General features: G+C 43.8%; 15 protein-coding genes. 7 read left to right on the top strand and 8 right to left on the bottom strand.

What is annotated here, in order from left to right:
- The 8 genes from H7844_14915 to H7844_14880 all read right to left on the bottom strand — a co-directional run.
- A partial coding sequence (locus H7844_14915; protein ID MEO5358570.1) for a hypothetical protein occupies positions 1 to 331 on the bottom strand: 331 nt, incomplete at its 3' end.
- A gap of 205 nt (positions 332 to 536) precedes the next feature.
- On the bottom strand, positions 537 to 1358 hold the full coding sequence (kdsA, locus tag H7844_14910) for a 3-deoxy-8-phosphooctulonate synthase (GenBank protein MEO5358569.1): 822 nt from the start codon (positions 1356 to 1358) through the stop codon (positions 537 to 539).
- A 23-nt stretch (positions 1359 to 1381) separates the two neighbouring features.
- Positions 1382 to 2254 (bottom strand): pantoate--beta-alanine ligase, encoded by an 873-nt coding sequence (gene panC, locus H7844_14905; protein MEO5358568.1) that lies wholly within the window; start codon positions 2252 to 2254, stop codon positions 1382 to 1384.
- Between the two features lies 1 nt (position 2255).
- The gene (locus H7844_14900; protein ID MEO5358567.1) at positions 2256 to 3653 is read right to left on the bottom strand and encodes an insulinase family protein; all 1398 of its coding nucleotides are present in this window, start codon (positions 3651 to 3653) and stop codon (positions 2256 to 2258) included.
- A gap of 23 nt (positions 3654 to 3676) precedes the next feature.
- Positions 3677 to 5065 (bottom strand): insulinase family protein, encoded by a 1389-nt coding sequence (locus tag H7844_14895; protein ID MEO5358566.1) that lies wholly within the window; start codon positions 5063 to 5065, stop codon positions 3677 to 3679.
- Entirely contained in the window at positions 5040 to 6365 is a 1326-nt protein-coding gene (locus H7844_14890; protein MEO5358565.1) for a hemolysin family protein, read from the bottom strand. Before H7844_14890 ends, H7844_14895 begins: the two co-directional genes overlap by 26 nt.
- A gap of 278 nt (positions 6366 to 6643) precedes the next feature.
- Positions 6644 to 7858: an acetate kinase gene (locus tag H7844_14885; GenBank protein ID MEO5358564.1), complete on the bottom strand. Its 1215-nt coding sequence runs from the start codon at positions 7856 to 7858 to the stop codon at positions 6644 to 6646.
- Positions 7859 to 8275: 417 nt separating this feature from the next.
- Positions 8276 to 8659, bottom strand: a complete 384-nt coding sequence (locus H7844_14880) for a hypothetical protein (GenBank protein ID MEO5358563.1) — start codon at positions 8657 to 8659, stop codon at positions 8276 to 8278.
- 325 nt (positions 8660 to 8984) lie between these two features.
- On the opposite strand from H7844_14880, the gene H7844_14875 reads away from it, so the two are divergent.
- The 7 genes from H7844_14875 to H7844_14845 form a co-directional block, all read left to right on the top strand.
- Positions 8985 to 10826, top strand: a complete 1842-nt coding sequence (locus H7844_14875) for an FAD-dependent oxidoreductase (protein MEO5358562.1) — start codon at positions 8985 to 8987, stop codon at positions 10824 to 10826.
- Positions 10816 to 11295, top strand: a complete 480-nt coding sequence (locus H7844_14870; GenBank protein MEO5358561.1) for a Rieske (2Fe-2S) protein — start codon at positions 10816 to 10818, stop codon at positions 11293 to 11295. Before H7844_14875 ends, H7844_14870 begins: the two co-directional genes overlap by 11 nt.
- 20 nt (positions 11296 to 11315) lie before the next feature.
- Positions 11316 to 12872: a cytochrome b N-terminal domain-containing protein gene (locus tag H7844_14865; protein MEO5358560.1), complete on the top strand. Its 1557-nt coding sequence runs from the start codon at positions 11316 to 11318 to the stop codon at positions 12870 to 12872.
- A gap of 51 nt (positions 12873 to 12923) precedes the next feature.
- A complete protein-coding gene (locus H7844_14860) occupies positions 12924 to 14339 on the top strand; it encodes a c-type cytochrome (GenBank protein MEO5358559.1) in 1416 nt (471 codons plus the stop codon).
- A gap of 78 nt (positions 14340 to 14417) precedes the next feature.
- Positions 14418 to 15209 (top strand): c-type cytochrome, encoded by a 792-nt coding sequence (locus H7844_14855; protein ID MEO5358558.1) that lies wholly within the window; start codon positions 14418 to 14420, stop codon positions 15207 to 15209.
- A 98-nt stretch (positions 15210 to 15307) separates the two neighbouring features.
- Complete coding sequence (locus tag H7844_14850; protein MEO5358557.1) at positions 15308 to 16756, top strand: ATP-binding protein; 1449 nt, start codon at positions 15308 to 15310, stop codon at positions 16754 to 16756.
- Positions 16744 to 17609: sigma-54 dependent transcriptional regulator (locus tag H7844_14845; protein ID MEO5358556.1), on the top strand; the 866-nt coding region annotated here is incomplete at its 3' end. The genes H7844_14850 and H7844_14845, both read left to right, overlap by 13 nt.

Here is a 17609-nt window from a genome sequence, read left to right as displayed (position 1 = left end):
ATGAATATGTCCCTATTTTATTTTCCATATTATGAGGTTTATTGCCTACATATAAAACAATTTGTCTCGGCAATTTCTTATATTGACTGAAAATGAGAGCCGAATAAAGATACATCCGCATTAACATCGTGCTATCTGATGCGCTTTGAATCTCTATATGTAAGATGCTGTTGTCGGGTAACTCAATAATTAAATCAGGAAACCGGTACTGAATATTCACAAGTGCAATGTCAAGAAACTTCCCTGTATCAAACCCTGTTAAAATTTTAAGTAATTCAACCGGTATGTCTTTCAATAATTTCTTTAGTGTCAAGTCATAGTGTTGGTGCATTTTGCCTCTTTATATTATTGATTTTACTTAGGCTAACATAAAAGTCGGGATTATTTCTATCAGAGTAAAGACAAATTCCAGGTTGTATTCATTTGCCTAACTTTTTTGGCATAGTCGAAAGCTCCTTAACGTCTCCCCTAAAGGAGAATCCCCTATAAGGGGAGGTGTCGCTTTCTCCCAGCCGCCTGCGTTACTCATTTGACTGCTACCTGGTATTAATTAATTCATATAGAGCCTTTGAAACACTAAGAACATCTCCGGCGGTTTCAAAATTAACCATATTTGGGCCGTCACATGGGGCGCTGTCGGGCTGCGGGTGTACCTCCATGAAAATCCCGTCACACCCTGCCGCCACCGCCGCCTTTGCCAATGTGGGAACAAACTCCCGCTGGCCGCCTGAGGCGCTCCCAAGCCCGCCCGGCAACTGCACACTGTGGGTTGCATCAAACACCACCGGATAACCATACTCTTTCATTATAGGAATTCCCCTGAAATCCACAACCAGGTTACCATATCCAAACGTGGTGCCACGCTCAGTAATGAGCAGTTTCTTGTTGCCGGTTGAGATAAATTTAGCCACGACATTTTTTATATCCCACGGAGCCATAAACTGCCCCTTTTTTATGTTTACCGTCTTGCCGGTTTCCGAGGCTGTTATGATTATGTCGGTCTGTCTTGACAAAAAAGCCGGTATCTGTATTATATCCACAACTTCAGAGGCAATCCTTGCCTCATCTGCAGAGTGGACATCAGTGAGTACTGCAACGCCGTGTTTTTCTTTTACATCGTTTAATATCTGAAGGCCGCTTTCCATCCTCTCAGCATATAACCTCCCCGTTCCTCTGTAGCCGCTTAACGATGTCCTGTTTGCCTTGTCATACGAGCTTTTAAAAATAAATGTAAGCCCTAGCGAACTGCATATCTCTTTAAGCTTCAGTGCCGCCGACATTGCAAGCTCCCGGCTCTCTATCACACAAGGCCCGGCTATTACAAAAAATCCTGCCCGTATCTCTCTATATAAATCCATATGCCTGTATATTATAGCAAAACTCAGGGTACCGCTATGATAAGATTATCTATCAAACGTGTGTTTCCAATTTTCACCGCTATGGCAAGCACTACCGTCTTTCCACTGTAAGGCTCTGTGAAATGCTCCGCAATATCATCAAGCGACTCAGGGTCATACACACTGCTGTACTGAACTTCGCTAACATGCACGGATGAGTTCAGTATTTGCATCATGACATCGGCGGCGTCTTTAAATTTCAGCAGCCCTTTTTCAATAAGCGTTTGTGCCTTACACAAAGCCTTATACACAACGGTTGCATTGCCTCTTTGCTCCTCATTAAGATAAATGTTCCTTGAACTCATTGCAAGCCCGTCATGTTCTCTGAGAGTCTCACAGAACCGGAGCATAACCGGCATGTTAAGGTCACTTACCATTTTTCTGATAACAACGCACTGCTGGTAGTCTTTTAACCCAAAATAGGCTCTTGCGGGCAACACTATGTTAAAAAGCTTGGCAACAACTGTTGCCACACCGGTAAAGTGCCCGGGTCTGAAAGCACCGCAGAGTTTACCGGAAATCCCCCTGACATCTATAAAGGTTGCAAAGCTATCAGGATACATATCAGACGATTCAGGGAAATACAAGGCGTCAACACCGGTTTGTCTCAGTTTTTCAGAGTCCGCATCATAATTGCGCGGATATTTTTCAAAATCCTCGCCGGCGGAAAACTGGGTTGGATTAACAAAAATACTTACCACTGTCAGGTCGTTTTCAGCCATTGAGGCGTCTATGAGGCCGGTATGCCCACTGTGAAGAGCCCCCATTGTAGGTACAAAACCGATGGTTTTACCATCTGAGTGTTTTTTCTGTGACCACTGTTGCATTGCCGGTGGAGACCTTAGTATCTCAAACATGCTATTTTGAGTCCTGGGCAACACTCAGCTTTGCTTTGTTACCTACTATAACTAGTTGATATATGGTGTCATTAAGATACCTTGCGGCAACACGTTTTATATCCTCTTTGGTTATTGCATTTATGTAACCAATGTAGTTTTTATCATAGTCAAGTCCAAGGCCGTAGAATTCAGTCTGCGCCATAAATGTTACAACCTTGTCGGTTGTATCGAGGCGTCTGGGAAAGCTGCCTGTCAAATAAGACTTTGCATCACGAAGTTCATCATCCGTTACAAGGGTTTCCTTCATAGTTTTTATTTGCTTTAGAATCTCTGCTATGGCAGTGTTGGCAAATTCATTTTTTGTCTGAATACTAACCCTGAAATCCCCTCCGTATTTATAGGTAAGAAAGTATGAGTGCACGTCATAGGCAAGCCCCATGTTATCCCTTATGGTTTTAACCATTCTGGATGCAAACCCGCCGCCCCCTAAAATATAGTTCATAACACTGACTGTGTAGTAGTCCGGGTTGTCACGCTTTATGCCCCTGCCCCCCAGAATTATATTAGCCTGGGTTATGTCTCTGTCAATAATTGCGGTTTTTTTAGCGAGTGGTTTATCAGCCTGGGTTTTACTGCGGTCCTTGACTTGCTTCCCTTTCCAGTTACCCAGATACTTAGTTATCAGCAGGTTGACCTCTTCGTATGTAATATCACCGGCTACGGCAAGGATACTGTTTGAGGGCCTGTAGTGTCCGGCATGAAAATTGACAATGTCCTGCCGCTTTATGGCGCTGACTGTATCAGGGGTTCCGGTGGATATTCTTCCATAGGGAGTGTTTCCAAAAACCTCCGAGATAAAAGCCCTGTTTGCCACAAAATGTGGGGATTCCTCTTTTTGCTTCAGTGCGCCTAAAACCAATTCTTTCTTTTGATTAAGCTCAGTGTCGGCAAACGCCGGATGCAACAGACAATCGGCAAATATTTCAAAGGCTCTGTTGAAGTCTTTTTTAAGCGCTGAGAGTTTGATTGCAGTGTAGTCCGCCTCTGAGATCACATCTAAGGAGGCTCCCATGAACTCTATCTCTTCTATAATTTCTTTGGAGCTGTGCCCAATGGTACCCTCAAGAAGCATATCTGCGGTAAGGCTTGCAAGCCCGGCCTTAGCAGCCGGTTCATCCAGCCTTGAGGCCGCAACAATCAACTCCATTTTCACTATCGGCAGATTATGTCTCTCAGACACTATAACCTTTAAACCATTAGGTAAAACCTCCCGCCGTGCTACAAGCGCCTCTGAAACACCGGGAGTAAGGCCCACCACTGCCGTTGCCGCATTAAGACAGGCACCAAACATCAATAATCTTATAATGCCCTTAATCGTTCCGTTATATATGTTAAGTACCGTTTTTTTAACTTTCATACCAATAGTCTCCCGTTAAAATATTACTGCGGTATCAGAACTCCAACAGTTCTGTTTGTAGGCACAAAGTACTTCTTTACAACCCTCATGACATCATCTGTAGTGACGTTGCGGATCTCCTTAAGGTACTCATCTTTAAGACGCCTGTTGCCAAGCATCTCATACATTCCCAGTATTTCAGCCTGAAAGAAAATGGAATCCTGTCCCATTATAAATGATGATTCAACCATATTTTTTGCCTTTTGAAGCTCTCTGCCGGTAAGCGGCTCAGTTTTAAGTTTTTCTATTTCAAGATTTAGCGCTTTTTCAAGCACCTCAATGTCCTCCATTGTTTTTGTGGTTCCACCTATATAAAAAAGATAAGGATCAATGTAGAGCCCGCTGTAGAAAGAAAAAGCATTGAGAGCGACCCTCTGTTCCTTTACAAGGCTCCGGTAGAGTCTTCCGCTTTTGCCAGACATTATTATGGTCATCACATCCACGGCATAACTGTCCTTTTCAGGCACTGAGGGTACGTGGTAAGCCATGATTAAAAACGGCAATTTAGCCTGTTTCTTTAGTGTTATGCGTTTTTCCTGACTCTGCACGGGCTCAGGTGAGATATCTACATCTTTAGACGGACCTCGCCTGATTTTTCCGAAATGTTTGCTCACCTGCTCCATGATCTTTTCCGGGTCAACGTCTCCAGCTATTATAATGACTGCATTGTCAGGGCTGTAATATGTCTTATAATACCGGTACAAATCATCTCGTGATATCTGTTCGATGTCCTGCATTGAACCGATTATCGGATTACCATATGGATGCTGTGTAAAGGCTTTAGATGTTAGTTCCTCTATAAGCAAATCCTGAGGGTCGTCATCAATTCTGAGTCTGCGCTCTTCCATGACCACCTTTCGCTCCGAGTTGACATCCCCTTCCAGTAGCAACAGGTTGGACATCCTGTCTGCCTCCATCTCTATTGAAATGCCGATTCTGTCTGAGGCCACAGTCTGGTAGTACATAGTATAGTTTTTTGTTGTAAAGGCGTTGTCTGTGCCGCCGTTTTTCTGGATGAGGTTTGAAAACACCTTGGAGGCGTGACTTTCAGTACCCTTAAACATCATATGTTCAAGGAGGTGGCTTATACCGGTTTTGCCGGTTTTTTCATTTCTGGAACCTACCCGATACCACACCTGGAAGGTGGCTATGGGGCTTCTGTGGTCCTCTATGATAATTACCTTAAGACCGTTTGGCAGGTTATATAGCTTTGTCTGTTCTGTGCTCTCTGTGTCTTTTATGTAACCGGATGAATCGAAATTTCCGTCTAAACCTGCACATGACAGAAGCAGTAACGGCAGAATCAACCCTGTTATAAAAAAAAGAAATCCATTACGGGACTTTGGCTTATTCACCTTGTATATCACTGTCATTAATCACCTCTTGTTTGTTGTTTAGTTCAATTTTAACTTTGGCTACCCTTGTATGAACTACCTCAACAACAGTAAGTTTCATCTGAGGCAGCTCGATTGTTTCACCGCTTTTGGGGATTTTTTGAAGTGTGGTCAGAACAAACCCTGCAAGTGTGTCATATTGAGGAGACTCGGGAAGCTCTATGTTATAGTCATCTTTCAGGTCTCTGATATTAATTGAGGCATAGACAATGTAAGTATTATTTCCAATGTCAATGACCGGCTGTTCCGTATCATGTTCGTCTCTGATTTCCCCGACTATTTCCTCAAGAAGGTCCTCAATTGTAACAATTCCGGTAACCAGGCCATGTTCGTTAACGGCAATAGCCATGTGCATACGCTTCTTTCTCATTTCCGCCAAAAGTGTGCTGATCATGAGGGTCTCAGGCACATAAAACGGAGGTCTCAACAGCTTTCTGAGATTTATCTCTATCTTCTTTGACAACATATTACATACATCTTTTGTATGAATGATGCCGAGAATGTTGTTTATCTCTTTACTGTAAACAGGATAGCGTGAGTACTGTTCCTCGTAAATCCTGCTAAGTACGCTCTGAAGCGGATCATCAAGGGACAGGGCGACCACCTGCCCTGTGGGCACCATAACCTCTTTTACAGATATATCGTTAAATTCAAAGACACTATGAATAAGTTCCTGTTCGGCCAAATCAAAGATTCCTTTTTCTTTCCCTTCCTTTATAAGTAGTTTTATTTCCTCATGAGAGATTAACGCTCTGTCGGTAAAGGCGGTTTTACCAAAAGGTCTAAGCAAAATATTGGTGCTTGCAGAAAGGATGTTAACGATAATCGAACTTAGTTTAGAAAAAGATGAAATGGGTTTAGCCACAAAAAGAGCCACTTTTTCAGGAAACATAAGAGCTATGGACTTAGGAACCAGTTCACCTAAAATTAAAGTCAGATACGATGTAATACAAATAACCAAACCAATGGCCAGAGGCTCGGCCCAACCGGCAATAATCTTAACAGGCAGCTCTGCAATTATCGGCTTTAGCACCTCAATAGCTAAAACACCACCCAGGGCGGAGGCCACACCACCGCCTATTGTAACTCCTACCTGAACCGTGGCCAGAAATCTGTTTGGATTTTCTATTAAAGACAACAGAGTCTTAGCAGCCCCTTTACCCTCTTTTGCAAGAGCCTCCACTTTTGCTTTGCGAGATGTAACAACCGCTATTTCAGCACAGGCAAAAAAACCACTAAATAAAATAAACGCTACAACAAGAAATACTTCAATCCACATGTCCAGATTCTGTAATCACACTCCCTGATATAAATATCCGTATTTATTTGATAAAAGCTCCGCTTGAACCTGTCAAAAAGCAAAAATTACAACTGTTTAGCTTAGTACATTCACCAGTATAAACCGATGCTGATTGATTTGAAACGCCGCCGTATCTCATTTTATCAGTGATGTAGTCGTCAATCCAATTAAGGGCGCTAACCCTGACAGTCAACACAGCCCTATTATAAACTTTATATTACAGAAAAATCCATAACTATTATGAGGCTGCCCTAAATTTAAGTATTGCTGTGTCTCTGCAGCGCACGAATAGTTTCTCTGGTTATCATTCTCTCCTCATCAGCAGGCACTATCAGAACCCTCGAGGGTGATCCATTATTTGATATGTCTGTAACCTCACCCCTTACCGCCCTGGCCGCTTTATTAAGATTATCAGAGATTCTGATACCTAAATGCTCCAGCCCGCTGCAAACTCCACCACGGATTTCATTAGAGTTTTCACCGATTCCACCTGTGAAAATCAAAGCATCCAGCCCGCCCAAAATAGAGACATACGCCCCTATGTACTTCTTTATCCTGTATGCAAACATGGATACAGCCAACTTTGCCCTCTGATTGCCGTCTTTTGAAAGCTCCAGTACCTCCCTCATATCATTACTTGTGCCGGTTACTCCCTTCAGGCCGCTTTCTTTGTTCAATACCGTATCTATGTCGGCAGCCGTGTAGCCCTCCCGCATAAGATATAAAATAACACCTGGGTCAATGTCACCTCCCCTTGTGCCCATTATCAACCCCTCAAGCGGGGTCAATCCCATGCTTGTATCCACACTCCTGCCGCCGTCTATTGCACATATGGAGGCGCCGTTGCCAAGATGACAAGTGATTAACTTCAACTCCTCTGTCGGTCTGTTTAAATACATCGCCGCCGCCAATGATACATATTTATGGTTTGTTCCGTGAAAACCGTATCGCCTTATGTGCTTTTCATCACAGAGCGCATACGGCAGGGCATATCTGTAAACATGCTCTGACATGGTTTGATGAAATGCCGTATCAAAAACCGCTACCGCCGATGTCTCAGGAAGAATCTTTTCCATCTCCTCTATGCCGGAAAGATTATAGGGATTATGTAATGGAGCAAGTGTGCAGCAGTCTCTTATAGCATCTTTAACCTGCTTGTCTATCACAACTGAAGCTGAGAACCTGTCGCCGCCATGAACAACTCTGTGTCCTACCGCCTGAATTTCATTTAAAGACTTTAAAACTCCAAACTCTTCACTTACAAGAGCATGTTCCATCTTCAGAAACGCCTCTCCGATATCTTTTACGCCATCCTGTCTCTCCGTCTTCCCGCCGGATGTTTTAATCTTATGGAGCGGTGAGGCTGAACCTATTTTCTCTATAAGTCCCTCAAAAAGGGGACGGCTCTGCGGAACATTAAACAGGGAATACTTCAATGAAGAGCTGCCGCAGTTTATGACAAGAACCTTTATCTGAGAAGTGGCGGATGTAAAATTCAAATCGTATGGGTCATCAGGGGCGGTACCCGCTAAATCATCTTTTGTATTGAATCCCATAAATACCTCCTCTGTTGTAAAAAATCAGTGTAAAGACATTAGAAGCCGTCAAAGTGGCCATTGATGATTGCACCTTCCATTTTTACCCCGGAAGCAGGGCTCTTCTCTTGTTGATATTCCATCGCTTAAATATTATATAGTAATATGTCAATGTTTTTTTATAAATATTTGTGCCGGATACCGTTATTTTATACCAAGTTGCAGTCAGAAGTAAACGCAGGCGGCTGGGAGCCGGCGACGCCTCCCCTAGCAGGGGATTCCCATTTAGGGGAGCGTACACCCCGGAGCTTGTGACGATGCCAACAATGTTAGGCGATTGAATGCAGCTTGGTATTAATGAATACAGCGTGAATGCCTGGAAGCTGTAAACCTTATAAGGTCTGTGCCACCGCCGTTTTTGACAATTGCCAGCAATCCCATCTCGAGTGTCTCAAAATAAAAAAACGTTGACAACCGGTTATTAGTAAAAAAACAACCATGCCAAAAATGATGTTTTCTGATACTTAAAGACATAAAATCGCTTATCTCCGCATTCTTAACAAGTGTCTTTGCAACCGTTGTAATAGTATCCTTAATTTTTTTGCTTATCTCAGGTTTACTCACATTATGGAACCCCGGGTCCTCGGCTAAATCCAAAAAAAGATTGTTAATATCAGCGAAATTATCGTTATGTACGATAGTTTCGCTTAATTCTTTTATCTTTTCAGCAACATTCATAATCTAACCTCCTTGCTTTTCCCTACTGCCATTAAATCTCTCATATACGGAACCTTCATTATATCACAAGGCTGTACATGGTAACCACTGTTTTTAAAGTATAAAAAATATAATTTATATTTTTTATACTTTACTTTTTTAATATTTATCGAATATTATTGTTTGTGTTTGCTTAAACAAAAGTTACAAAGCTGAAAATAAGGGGTTTTTGATTGTCACAACAGGGATTAATGTACGCCGGTGCAGTATCAGGATATCATGGATGCGGTCTCTATGATATTTAAAGGCAACCATTAAGTGTAAGTACCAGAGAAAGGAGTATCAGATGATTAAACGAATATTTGAAGTGGTGATTCCGGATTATAAGTACTGGAAGCAAAACGTGAAATGTCAGACCGGATGCCCTGTAAGCACGGACTCAAGGGGTTATGTAAGGGCAATAGCGGACGGGGACTACGAGAAAGCATACTGGATAGCCAGGACACCCAATCCCCTTGCCTCGATATGCGGCAGAATCTGTGCAGCCCCCTGTGAGCTTGCCTGCCGGAGGAAGGGTATTGATGCAGCCGTATCAATAAGAGCGCTTAAGAGATTTGTCACCGAAAAGTACGGCACCGAGATATATAATGATAAAGGGGAATTTGTAAATAATTTAAAAAAAGAACTCAACAAGAAAGGCTCCGGAATAATGGGTATCGCCGGTGAGGATGAGGTTAAACCCATATCTATAATAGGAGCCGGCCCTGCCGGTCTTGCCTGCGCTCACGAACTGGCCCTTATGGGCTACAGCCCCGTTATATATGAGATGGAAAATGTAGCCGGCGGTATGTGTGCAGTGGGTATTCCCCCTTACAGGCTCTCCAGAGAGATACTGCAAGCGGAGATTGATGCTATAAAGGCTCTGGGTGTGGAGATAAAACTTGGAGTACAGGTAGGTAAAGACATAAGTATAAAAGAATTGTATGATAACTCCGCAGCTGTTGTTGTTACAGTTGGAGCCAAGAAGTCCAGAATGCTTCCCCTGGATGGAGCAAAGGGACAGGGTGTTATCGGCGGGGTGGATTTTCTGAGGGATGTGTTTTGCGGCAAGGAGGTCTCAATAGGCCCAAATGTTGTGGTAATAGGCGGTGGCAACGTGGCTTACGACGTTGCACGCACATCTGTGAGGCAAAAAGGGGTGGATTCTGTCACTTTGGTCTGTATCGAGGAGTTTGAGCAGATGCTGGCCGATAAAATAGAAATCGAGGAGGCTGAGGAGGAGGGTGTGGAGAGAATTAACAGCTACGGCCCCTTGAAGATAAACCTCGATGAAAAAAACCGTGTGGTTTCAATGATGTTCAGAAGATGCATATCGCTCTTTGACGGTGAGGGCAAGTTTAACCCCAGATACGACGATGAGGATATTATAACGCTGCCTGTGGAGACCGTAATGTTTGCAATAGGGCAGGCTTTCGACTTATCTTTCCTGTCAGACTGTGGGTTGGATGTTAAAATGACCGAGCGCGGTATGATAAGCGTCAACCCCGACGGCGTATCCACGTCTTTGGACGGGCTTTTTGTTGCAGGGGATTTGGCCTATGGCCCGAAACTTGTTATAGACGCCGTGGCAAGCGGGAAAAAGGCTGCCTTAAAAATTCACCAATACATAAGCGGAAGGACACTAACCTTAGAGACACACGAGGTGCATGCGTTATATCGAGAGAATGAGGTTGCAGACAATGAGGTGGCACACATATCCAATTATGAGAAAATAGAACGTGCCCATGTGCCGGCGGCAGATGTTGAGGCAAGACTCAAAAGTGTGGAACACCTTGTAGAGACCGGCTTTGAAGAGGGCTTAGCAAAAGAACAAGGTGACCGGTGCTTAAACTGCGCCGTCAACACAATATTTAACGGTGACCGGTGCATACTGTGCGGAGGGTGCGCCGATGTGTGCCCTGAGTATTGCCTGAGATTGGTCGGACTGGATAAAATCAAAGGCAACGAAACCCTTACAGCTTTGTACGTAAACCGCTACGGAAAACTGCCTGAGGGAACGACCGGCTCAGCGATAATAAAAGATGAGGACAGGTGCATAAGGTGCGGCTACTGTGCACACCGTTGCCCTGTAGATGCTATAACCATGGAAAGATTCGCTTTCAAGGAGGTGTACAAAGATGAGGAGTGAAGATGCACAGGACAAAGAAGGAGGAGTCTCAAGACGGGATTTTCTGTCTTTCTCGGCTTTAGCTACTGCTGCGCTGGCCGGCCTGGGAATTTTAGCAGGTGTTTTCAGGTTTTTTAAATCAGACGCCCGTTACGAGGAATCAAGCAGTTTCAAGATTGGGAAACCTGAAAACTTCCCGGTGGGCACATTCAAAAAGCTTGATGACAAGAAGGTTTTTATTTTCTCGGATGAGGGCGGCCTTTACGCTATATCCAGCGTATGCACGCACCTGGGCTGCCTGGTTTTTGAGACGGAGACAGGTTTTCAATGCCCGTGCCATGGCTCAAAGTACAATCAGGCCGGCAAGGTAACATCGGGCCCGGCCCCCAGAGGGTTACCGTGGTATGAAATCACTCAGGACGTAGATGGCAGCCTTGTTGTTGATTCGTCACGTGAAGTACCCGCGGGCACAAAAAATAGATTTGCTTAAGAAAAGAGAGGGTTTGAAATATGAACGAAACTGATCAATCGGGAATTTCCAAATTCATAGGGAATTTAAAGTCGCTGACCGATTCTTTCATCGGCTCTGTGTTCAGAGGCGGGCAGCCAACCTCTGACAAGTCAAGGGCGTCGGTTATCTATAATAATTTCTTTATGCACATTCAGGGTGTTAAAACGCACATAAACACGCTGCGGCCATCCTATACTCTGGGGTTGGGGCTTATTGCGTTTTTTCTGTTTGTCTTTGTAGTGGTCTCGGGCGTTTTTCTTATGGTCTATTATAACCCCTCGATAGAAAATGCCTTTAAGACGGTAAAAAATATTAATAATGTGGTCTTTGGAGGTAAAGTAGCCAGAAACTTCCATAAATGGGCCGGCGAGGGAATGATTGTCTTTCTGTTTTTGCACATGGCAAGGGTGTTCTTTACCAGCTCATACAAGGCCGGCAGGGAGTTCAACTGGCTGGTAGGCATTGTGCTTTTGATTTTAACATTTGCACTTAACCTCTCCGGGTACCTGCTGCCGTGGGACCAACTCTCCTACTGGGCTATGGTCATAGTGTCAAATATCATGATGTCTCCAAAAGAACTCACCGATTCACTGGGGTTAACCAAATTTTTTGATGTCGGCACATTTACGACAGATTTTGTTTTTGCAGGCTTAACCCCTGGCAAAGAGGCTCTTAACAGAGTGTATCTGTTTCATGTCATGCTCCTTCCTATTATTATATCCATCTTTGTCGGCATTCACTTCTGGAGGATACGAAAAGACGGCGGCCTGACAAAACCGGAGGGATTTACCGTCAGAAACAGCGACATCGGCTACGTACTTGAGCCAAAGAAAGTCGGCGGTATATTTCCGACATACAAGACTTACGGCTTAATGGAATTAGCAAAGGGTAAAACCCCCGCTGTTGATAAAGATATCGAAAACACCGTTATGAGCTGGCCCAATCTGCTGATAGCTGAACTGGCAGTTATGATGGCCACACTGGCCGGAGCGTTAATATATTCATACTATGTGGATGCACCTCTTAAGGAGATGGCAAATGCGCTCATTCCTGAAAACCCTGCTAAGGCTCCATGGTATTTTCTTGGGCTTCAGGAGCTTCTGTCCTACTCGGCATTTATGGGCGGAGTCGGACTTCCCTCTGTGGCTTTGTTAGGGCTTGCACTTATCCCATACCTTGACAGAGAGCAGGAAAAAGTGGGCGTTTGGTTTACCGACAGAAGAGGAAAATATATAGCCGCTGAGGCATTTATAATCAGTATCATAGTTGTCATAGGGATGTTGGCTTTTGCGGTTAATTTTGGGTGGCTTAGAAACTGGTTTCCTGAGATACCTCAACTGGTTATCACACTTATAAATCCGGGCAGCATTTGGGTCGGATTTATGATGCTGTGGTCATTATTTGTTATAAAGAGAACTGAATCAACCAGGATGGGCGCTATGGCCTTGTTTGTTATGTTTTTGGTCAGCTATGTGATCCTTACATATTTTGCAACTGAGATGAGAGGACCGAACTGGGATTTTTACTGGTCAAGGAGCCAGTGGCCAATCCACTGATGGCTGAGAACTGATAAATGGACTTGAATAATAAAAAGAATGAGGTAAAAAATGCACAGTAGATTTTATTTATCCGTTTTATTGATATCCGGGCTACTTGTCATTTCTTACTTAGGATTAACGGCATATCATGCGGTAATGCCTGAGTGGAAGTACTATCAAGCCGAGTACAAGGACTTACTGGTCAAAAATGCTAAGGACGAGGCTACAAAGAAAAGGGCTAAGGCCATGCCTCTGGGGTTTAAGCAGATTTACCTAAGTGATTTAAAAAGAGAGGACCGCTGCGTGAACTGTCATGCGGGAGTGGATAATCCACTAATGGAAGATGTCAAAGTGCCGTTTAAGAAACACAGTGGCAACTACCTTGTCAATCATCCGGTGGATAAATTTGGATGTACTGTATGTCATGAGGGCCAGAGTTTTGCCACAAACAAAAAGGAAGCACACGGTAAGGGGCATGAAACCCACTGGGACCACCCAATCCTGCCGCTTAACTATGTTCAAAACGCATGTTTACAGTGCCATGACCTTAACATGTTAACTAAAAACGGCGGCGACAATGTTGTAAAAGGCGAGACACTGTTTAGAGAGAAAGGCTGTAAAGGCTGCCATAAGCTAAATGGTGTGGGTGGAGATATCGGCAAGGCGCTGGACGGTGTAGGTTACCAGCCGATAGCCTATTTCCCGATGAAACACGTCACAGGGGAGCGTACAGTGTTTAACTGGTTAAAGCAGCACTTTGACGACCCTCGCGCTTTAGTGGCGGAATCTGCAATGAAAGTCAAACTCCAGCAGGGTGAGGCCGATTTGCTGACTACTTACATGTTGTCACTGAGGTCTGATGAGATGCCGAAAAAGTACAGGCGTATAAATTATACCTCTCAGGGCAAACAAGACGGCGAGGCATTGTATAAAATGTACTGCGGCGCCTGCCACAGTGACGGTGACAAAAGTTTATACGATGAGATATTCAAACGCACTGTGCCTGCTATAAAAAATCCTTCGTTTTTGAAGATAATGGATGACAAAAATCTGGAAGTAATCATAAAAGAAGGTAGAGGCGGCACTCAGATGACTGCATGGAAGAGCACGGCGGCAGGGCTTAGCGATGAGGATATAAAAGAAATAATCGGATATTTGGTACAAAACAGACCGATGGAGCCACAAGAACCATTTGGTTTAGCAGCGTTTAAGGGTAATGCACAACACGGTAAGGATATATACGAATTGAACTGTGCCGTTTGCCATGGTAAAGAGGGCAAGGGCGGTGAGGATTTACTAGGCATCAGCCTAAGATCACCAGTGGTTCAGAAAAAAGTTGATCCCGAATTACTTGCCGTAACTATAGCTGATGGCAGAGCCGGTACACCGATGCCTCCTTTTATTAAGGATTCGGCAGCGTTGAGTAAACAGGATGTTGCCGATGTGGTTGCTTTCATAAGGGAGTTTCCAAGTGCTGCTAAATAAAATGACAGGCATGGGATATATGTTAAACAGGGGTGTTGCCCTGATGATTGACAACAGTAAAATGCAAGGAAGGAATATATGAAGAAACTGAAATATATATTAATCGCAGCGCTATGTATGTTTTTTCTGAACATAGGTGTCACTGCTACTACAGTGAAAGCAGGGGATGGCGCAGATGTCAAGCCGGGTGAAAAGCTCTATAATACTCGTTGTGCGCCATGCCATGGTAAAAAGGGAGACGGCAATGGGGCGGCGGGAGTGCTCAGAAAAGAGGAGGCCGGCGGACGCATTCTTGAAATACGTCCGAGGGACTTTACGCTGGGGCTTTACAGATTTCGTACTACCTCTTCCGGCTGTTTGCCCTCAGATGATGACCTTCTCAGAACTATAACAAACGGCATCCCAAGGTCATTTATGACAAATTTAAAAGACTTGCCGCTGGAAGAAAGAAAGGCCTTGAGGGAGCATATAAAGACATTTTCATCGAGATTTACCGAGGACCAGCCGTGTGAACCAATAAAGGCTATCAGGCCGCCGTGGGTAGGTTCTGAGGACTCGGTAAAGAAGGGGAAAGTGGTTTATAAGGATATGAAATGTTGGGAATGTCACGGTGAAACCGGTAAAGGCGATGGAACCAAGTCTAATGATATTAAAGATGACTGGGGTTTTCAAATATTACCCTTTAATTTCCTTACAGGCGATCTTAAAAAAGGCTCGGCTCCTGAGGACATCTATATGACCTTTACAACAGGGCTTGACGGCACTGGAATGCCCTCATACGAGGATACGTTAAATGAGGAGAGAAGATGGCATCTCGTCTCATATACCCTTAAACTTATGGGCAAACTTGACAAGAAAAAGGGACATTAAGAAAGACAATAATAGTATATTAATAGTTTAAATTTGCGGAAACTTAGGGGAAGGACACCGTCCTTCCCCTCCGGCTTTCTCTTATGGTACAATAAAAGATGTTAAACAGGCTTTTTTTCATCCCGTCTATAAAAATCCGTCTTATTCTTATGATGATGCTTCTTACTTTTATAGTGACGTCCTCACTCGTTTTTTTTAACCTTCAGCTTGAAAAAAACCTCCTTTTGCAAGTGGAACGTCAGACCGGTGAACTTACAAAAGCAATTCAGATAGGAGTGGAGGAAATCACAGGGAAGACCGATAAAGCACGGCTTTCTAAATATCTGACAGATTTAAATAAAAAGGGGATTAAGGAAATCTCAATAATAAGCACCGATTCAAAAGAGATACTGGCAAGCACAAACCAGTTAAAGGTAGGTGCTCCGGTGTCGCACAGAAAAAAGGAACTTGTCATAAAGGCAGAGCTGGGTGAGCATGTTTCCGACGACGATAAGATTTACAATGTCATTATACCGATAGTAGCCGAGGGCCAGCAGTATGGCTACATACACTTGATAATTAATAAAGAGGATTTCTCCTCTTTGATTAAGCAAAACACTTTTAAGAGATTGTTCACGACAACGCTTGTCTTTAGCATAGCCACATTGATAACACTGGTGTTTTCAAGAAGATATACACTTCCGATTAAGCGTATAGTTGATGCCTCAAGGCGCATTTCGGCAGGAGACTTAAACCAGCGCGTAACAGTTGTAAGTAAAGATGAAATAGGGCAACTGGCTGATAGCTTCAACTACATGGCGGAAAAACTCAGGGAAAGTAAAAATCTTGAGGATAAACTGCGCGATGCTCAACACCTTACGGGTCTTGTTCAACTCACCCGTGATATGGCCCACGAGATAAGAAATCCACTTAACTTTATAAATCTCAGTATTGACTATATAAACGATAAATTTGTTCCTGCTGAAAAAGACAATGCTCAACAGTTTAAAAACCTTGTTGGCGGCATAAAACATGAAATCCAGCGACTCAATAAATTTGTAAATGACTACCTTGACTTCAGCCGTCCGCTTAAATTCACTCTTATACCGGTTAGAATAAACAGTCTTCTTGAGGACGTGTTAGCGTTGATATGGGCAAAGGCTGAGGCGGAGGGGGTTACAATAATCAAAGACTATGACTCAGATATTGAACTAAAAGTTGATCCGGACTTTTTCAAAACATGTATTTTAAATATAATAACAAATGCTTTTCAGGCAATGTCATACTCCGGAAGAGCCGGGGTGCTAAGGATAACAACGGTGCACACAGAGGAGGAGTTTATGCTCTCAATAAGCGACAATGGAACAGGTATTTCAGTGGAGAACAAAAAAAAGATTTTTGAACCATTTTTTTCCACCAAACAAAATCATCCCGGCCTTGGCCTTCCTATGACCTTAAGGGTGATGGAGGAGCATGACGGGCGAGTGGAAATAGAAAGTACGGAAGGAGAGGGTGCAGAGGTAAGATTGATTCTGCCTTGCCCGTGTACAACACTGTGTCCAGAATAATAATTATAGATGATGAGCCGCTTCAGCGCGATATTCTAAGGACAATTCTGGTAGATGAGGGATATGAGGCCCTCACTGCCGCCTCTGCTGAGGAAGGGTTAAAGCTCATAATGGAACTGACACCGGATGTGGTAATAACTGACTTAAAAATGGGTGGAATGTCGGGAGTGCAGTTGCTTGATAAGCTTCCGTATGAACCCCTGAGACCGGCAGTGGTAGTGATAACAGCTTTTGGCACAATTTCAAGTGCCGTGGAGGCCATGAAAAAAGGCGCCTTTGATTATCTTACAAAACCTCTTGACAAGGATGTTATATTGTTGATTGTGGCAAAGGCGGTTGAGAGAATGAATCTGTTAAGGGAAAACATCCGTCTTCATAAGGAATTATATGATAAGTTTAAAATTGACGGGATAATCGGGCAATCAAAGAAACTAAAGGAGGTAATGGATGTCGTTAAAAAGGTAACTCCGACCTCTGCAACAGTTCTGATAAATGGTGAGAGTGGAACCGGTAAAGAACTGATAGCCCGGGCGGTTCACTACAACAGCAGCAGAAAAGCCGCTCCCTTTACGGCGATAAATTGTGCAGCCATACCGGATAATCTCATAGAGAGTGAGCTTTTTGGCTATGAGGCGGGAGCCTTTACAGGGGCAACACACAGAAAAATCGGTCTGCTTGAATCTACAGACACAGGCACCTTGTTTCTTGATGAAATAGCCGACATGCCGCTTCTTACGCAGACCAAACTGCTGAGGGTGCTTCAGGACAAGGAAATACGGCGTCTTGGCGGCAAAGAAAATATAAAAGTAAACGTAAGAATCATAGCTGCCACCAACAAGGATTTGGAAAAGGA

The sequence above is a fragment of the Nitrospirae bacterium YQR-1 genome (assembly GCA_039908095.1).
Classification (GTDB): domain Bacteria; phylum Nitrospirota; class Thermodesulfovibrionia; order Thermodesulfovibrionales; family Magnetobacteriaceae; genus Magnetomonas.
Note: the sequence above shows the minus strand (reverse complement) of the source record. Positions and strands in the feature narration are given on the sequence as shown.

Bases quoted from the DNA above. Each gene is read 5' to 3' on its own strand.
- H7844_14880 (MEO5358563.1), bottom strand. From the start codon at position 8,659: ATGAATGTTGCTGAAAAGATAAAAGAATTAAGCGAAACTATCGTACAT.
- H7844_14850 (MEO5358557.1), top strand. From the start codon at position 15,308: ATGTTAAACAGGCTTTTTTTCATCCCGTCTATAAAAATCCGTCTTATT.
- H7844_14870 (MEO5358561.1), top strand. From the start codon at position 10,816: ATGAGGAGTGAAGATGCACAGGACAAAGAAGGAGGAGTCTCAAGACGG.
- H7844_14890 (MEO5358565.1), bottom strand. From the start codon at position 6,365: ATGTGGATTGAAGTATTTCTTGTTGTAGCGTTTATTTTATTTAGTGGT.
- H7844_14865 (MEO5358560.1), top strand. From the start codon at position 11,316: ATGAACGAAACTGATCAATCGGGAATTTCCAAATTCATAGGGAATTTA.
- H7844_14895 (MEO5358566.1), bottom strand. From the start codon at position 5,065: ATGACAGTGATATACAAGGTGAATAAGCCAAAGTCCCGTAATGGATTT.
- panC (MEO5358568.1), bottom strand. From the start codon at position 2,254: ATGTTTGAGATACTAAGGTCTCCACCGGCAATGCAACAGTGGTCACAG.
- H7844_14860 (MEO5358559.1), top strand. From the start codon at position 12,924: ATGCACAGTAGATTTTATTTATCCGTTTTATTGATATCCGGGCTACTT.
- H7844_14855 (MEO5358558.1), top strand. From the start codon at position 14,418: ATGAAGAAACTGAAATATATATTAATCGCAGCGCTATGTATGTTTTTT.
- H7844_14875 (MEO5358562.1), top strand. From the start codon at position 8,985: ATGATTAAACGAATATTTGAAGTGGTGATTCCGGATTATAAGTACTGG.
- H7844_14900 (MEO5358567.1), bottom strand. From the start codon at position 3,653: ATGAAAGTTAAAAAAACGGTACTTAACATATATAACGGAACGATTAAG.
- kdsA (MEO5358569.1), bottom strand. From the start codon at position 1,358: ATGGATTTATATAGAGAGATACGGGCAGGATTTTTTGTAATAGCCGGG.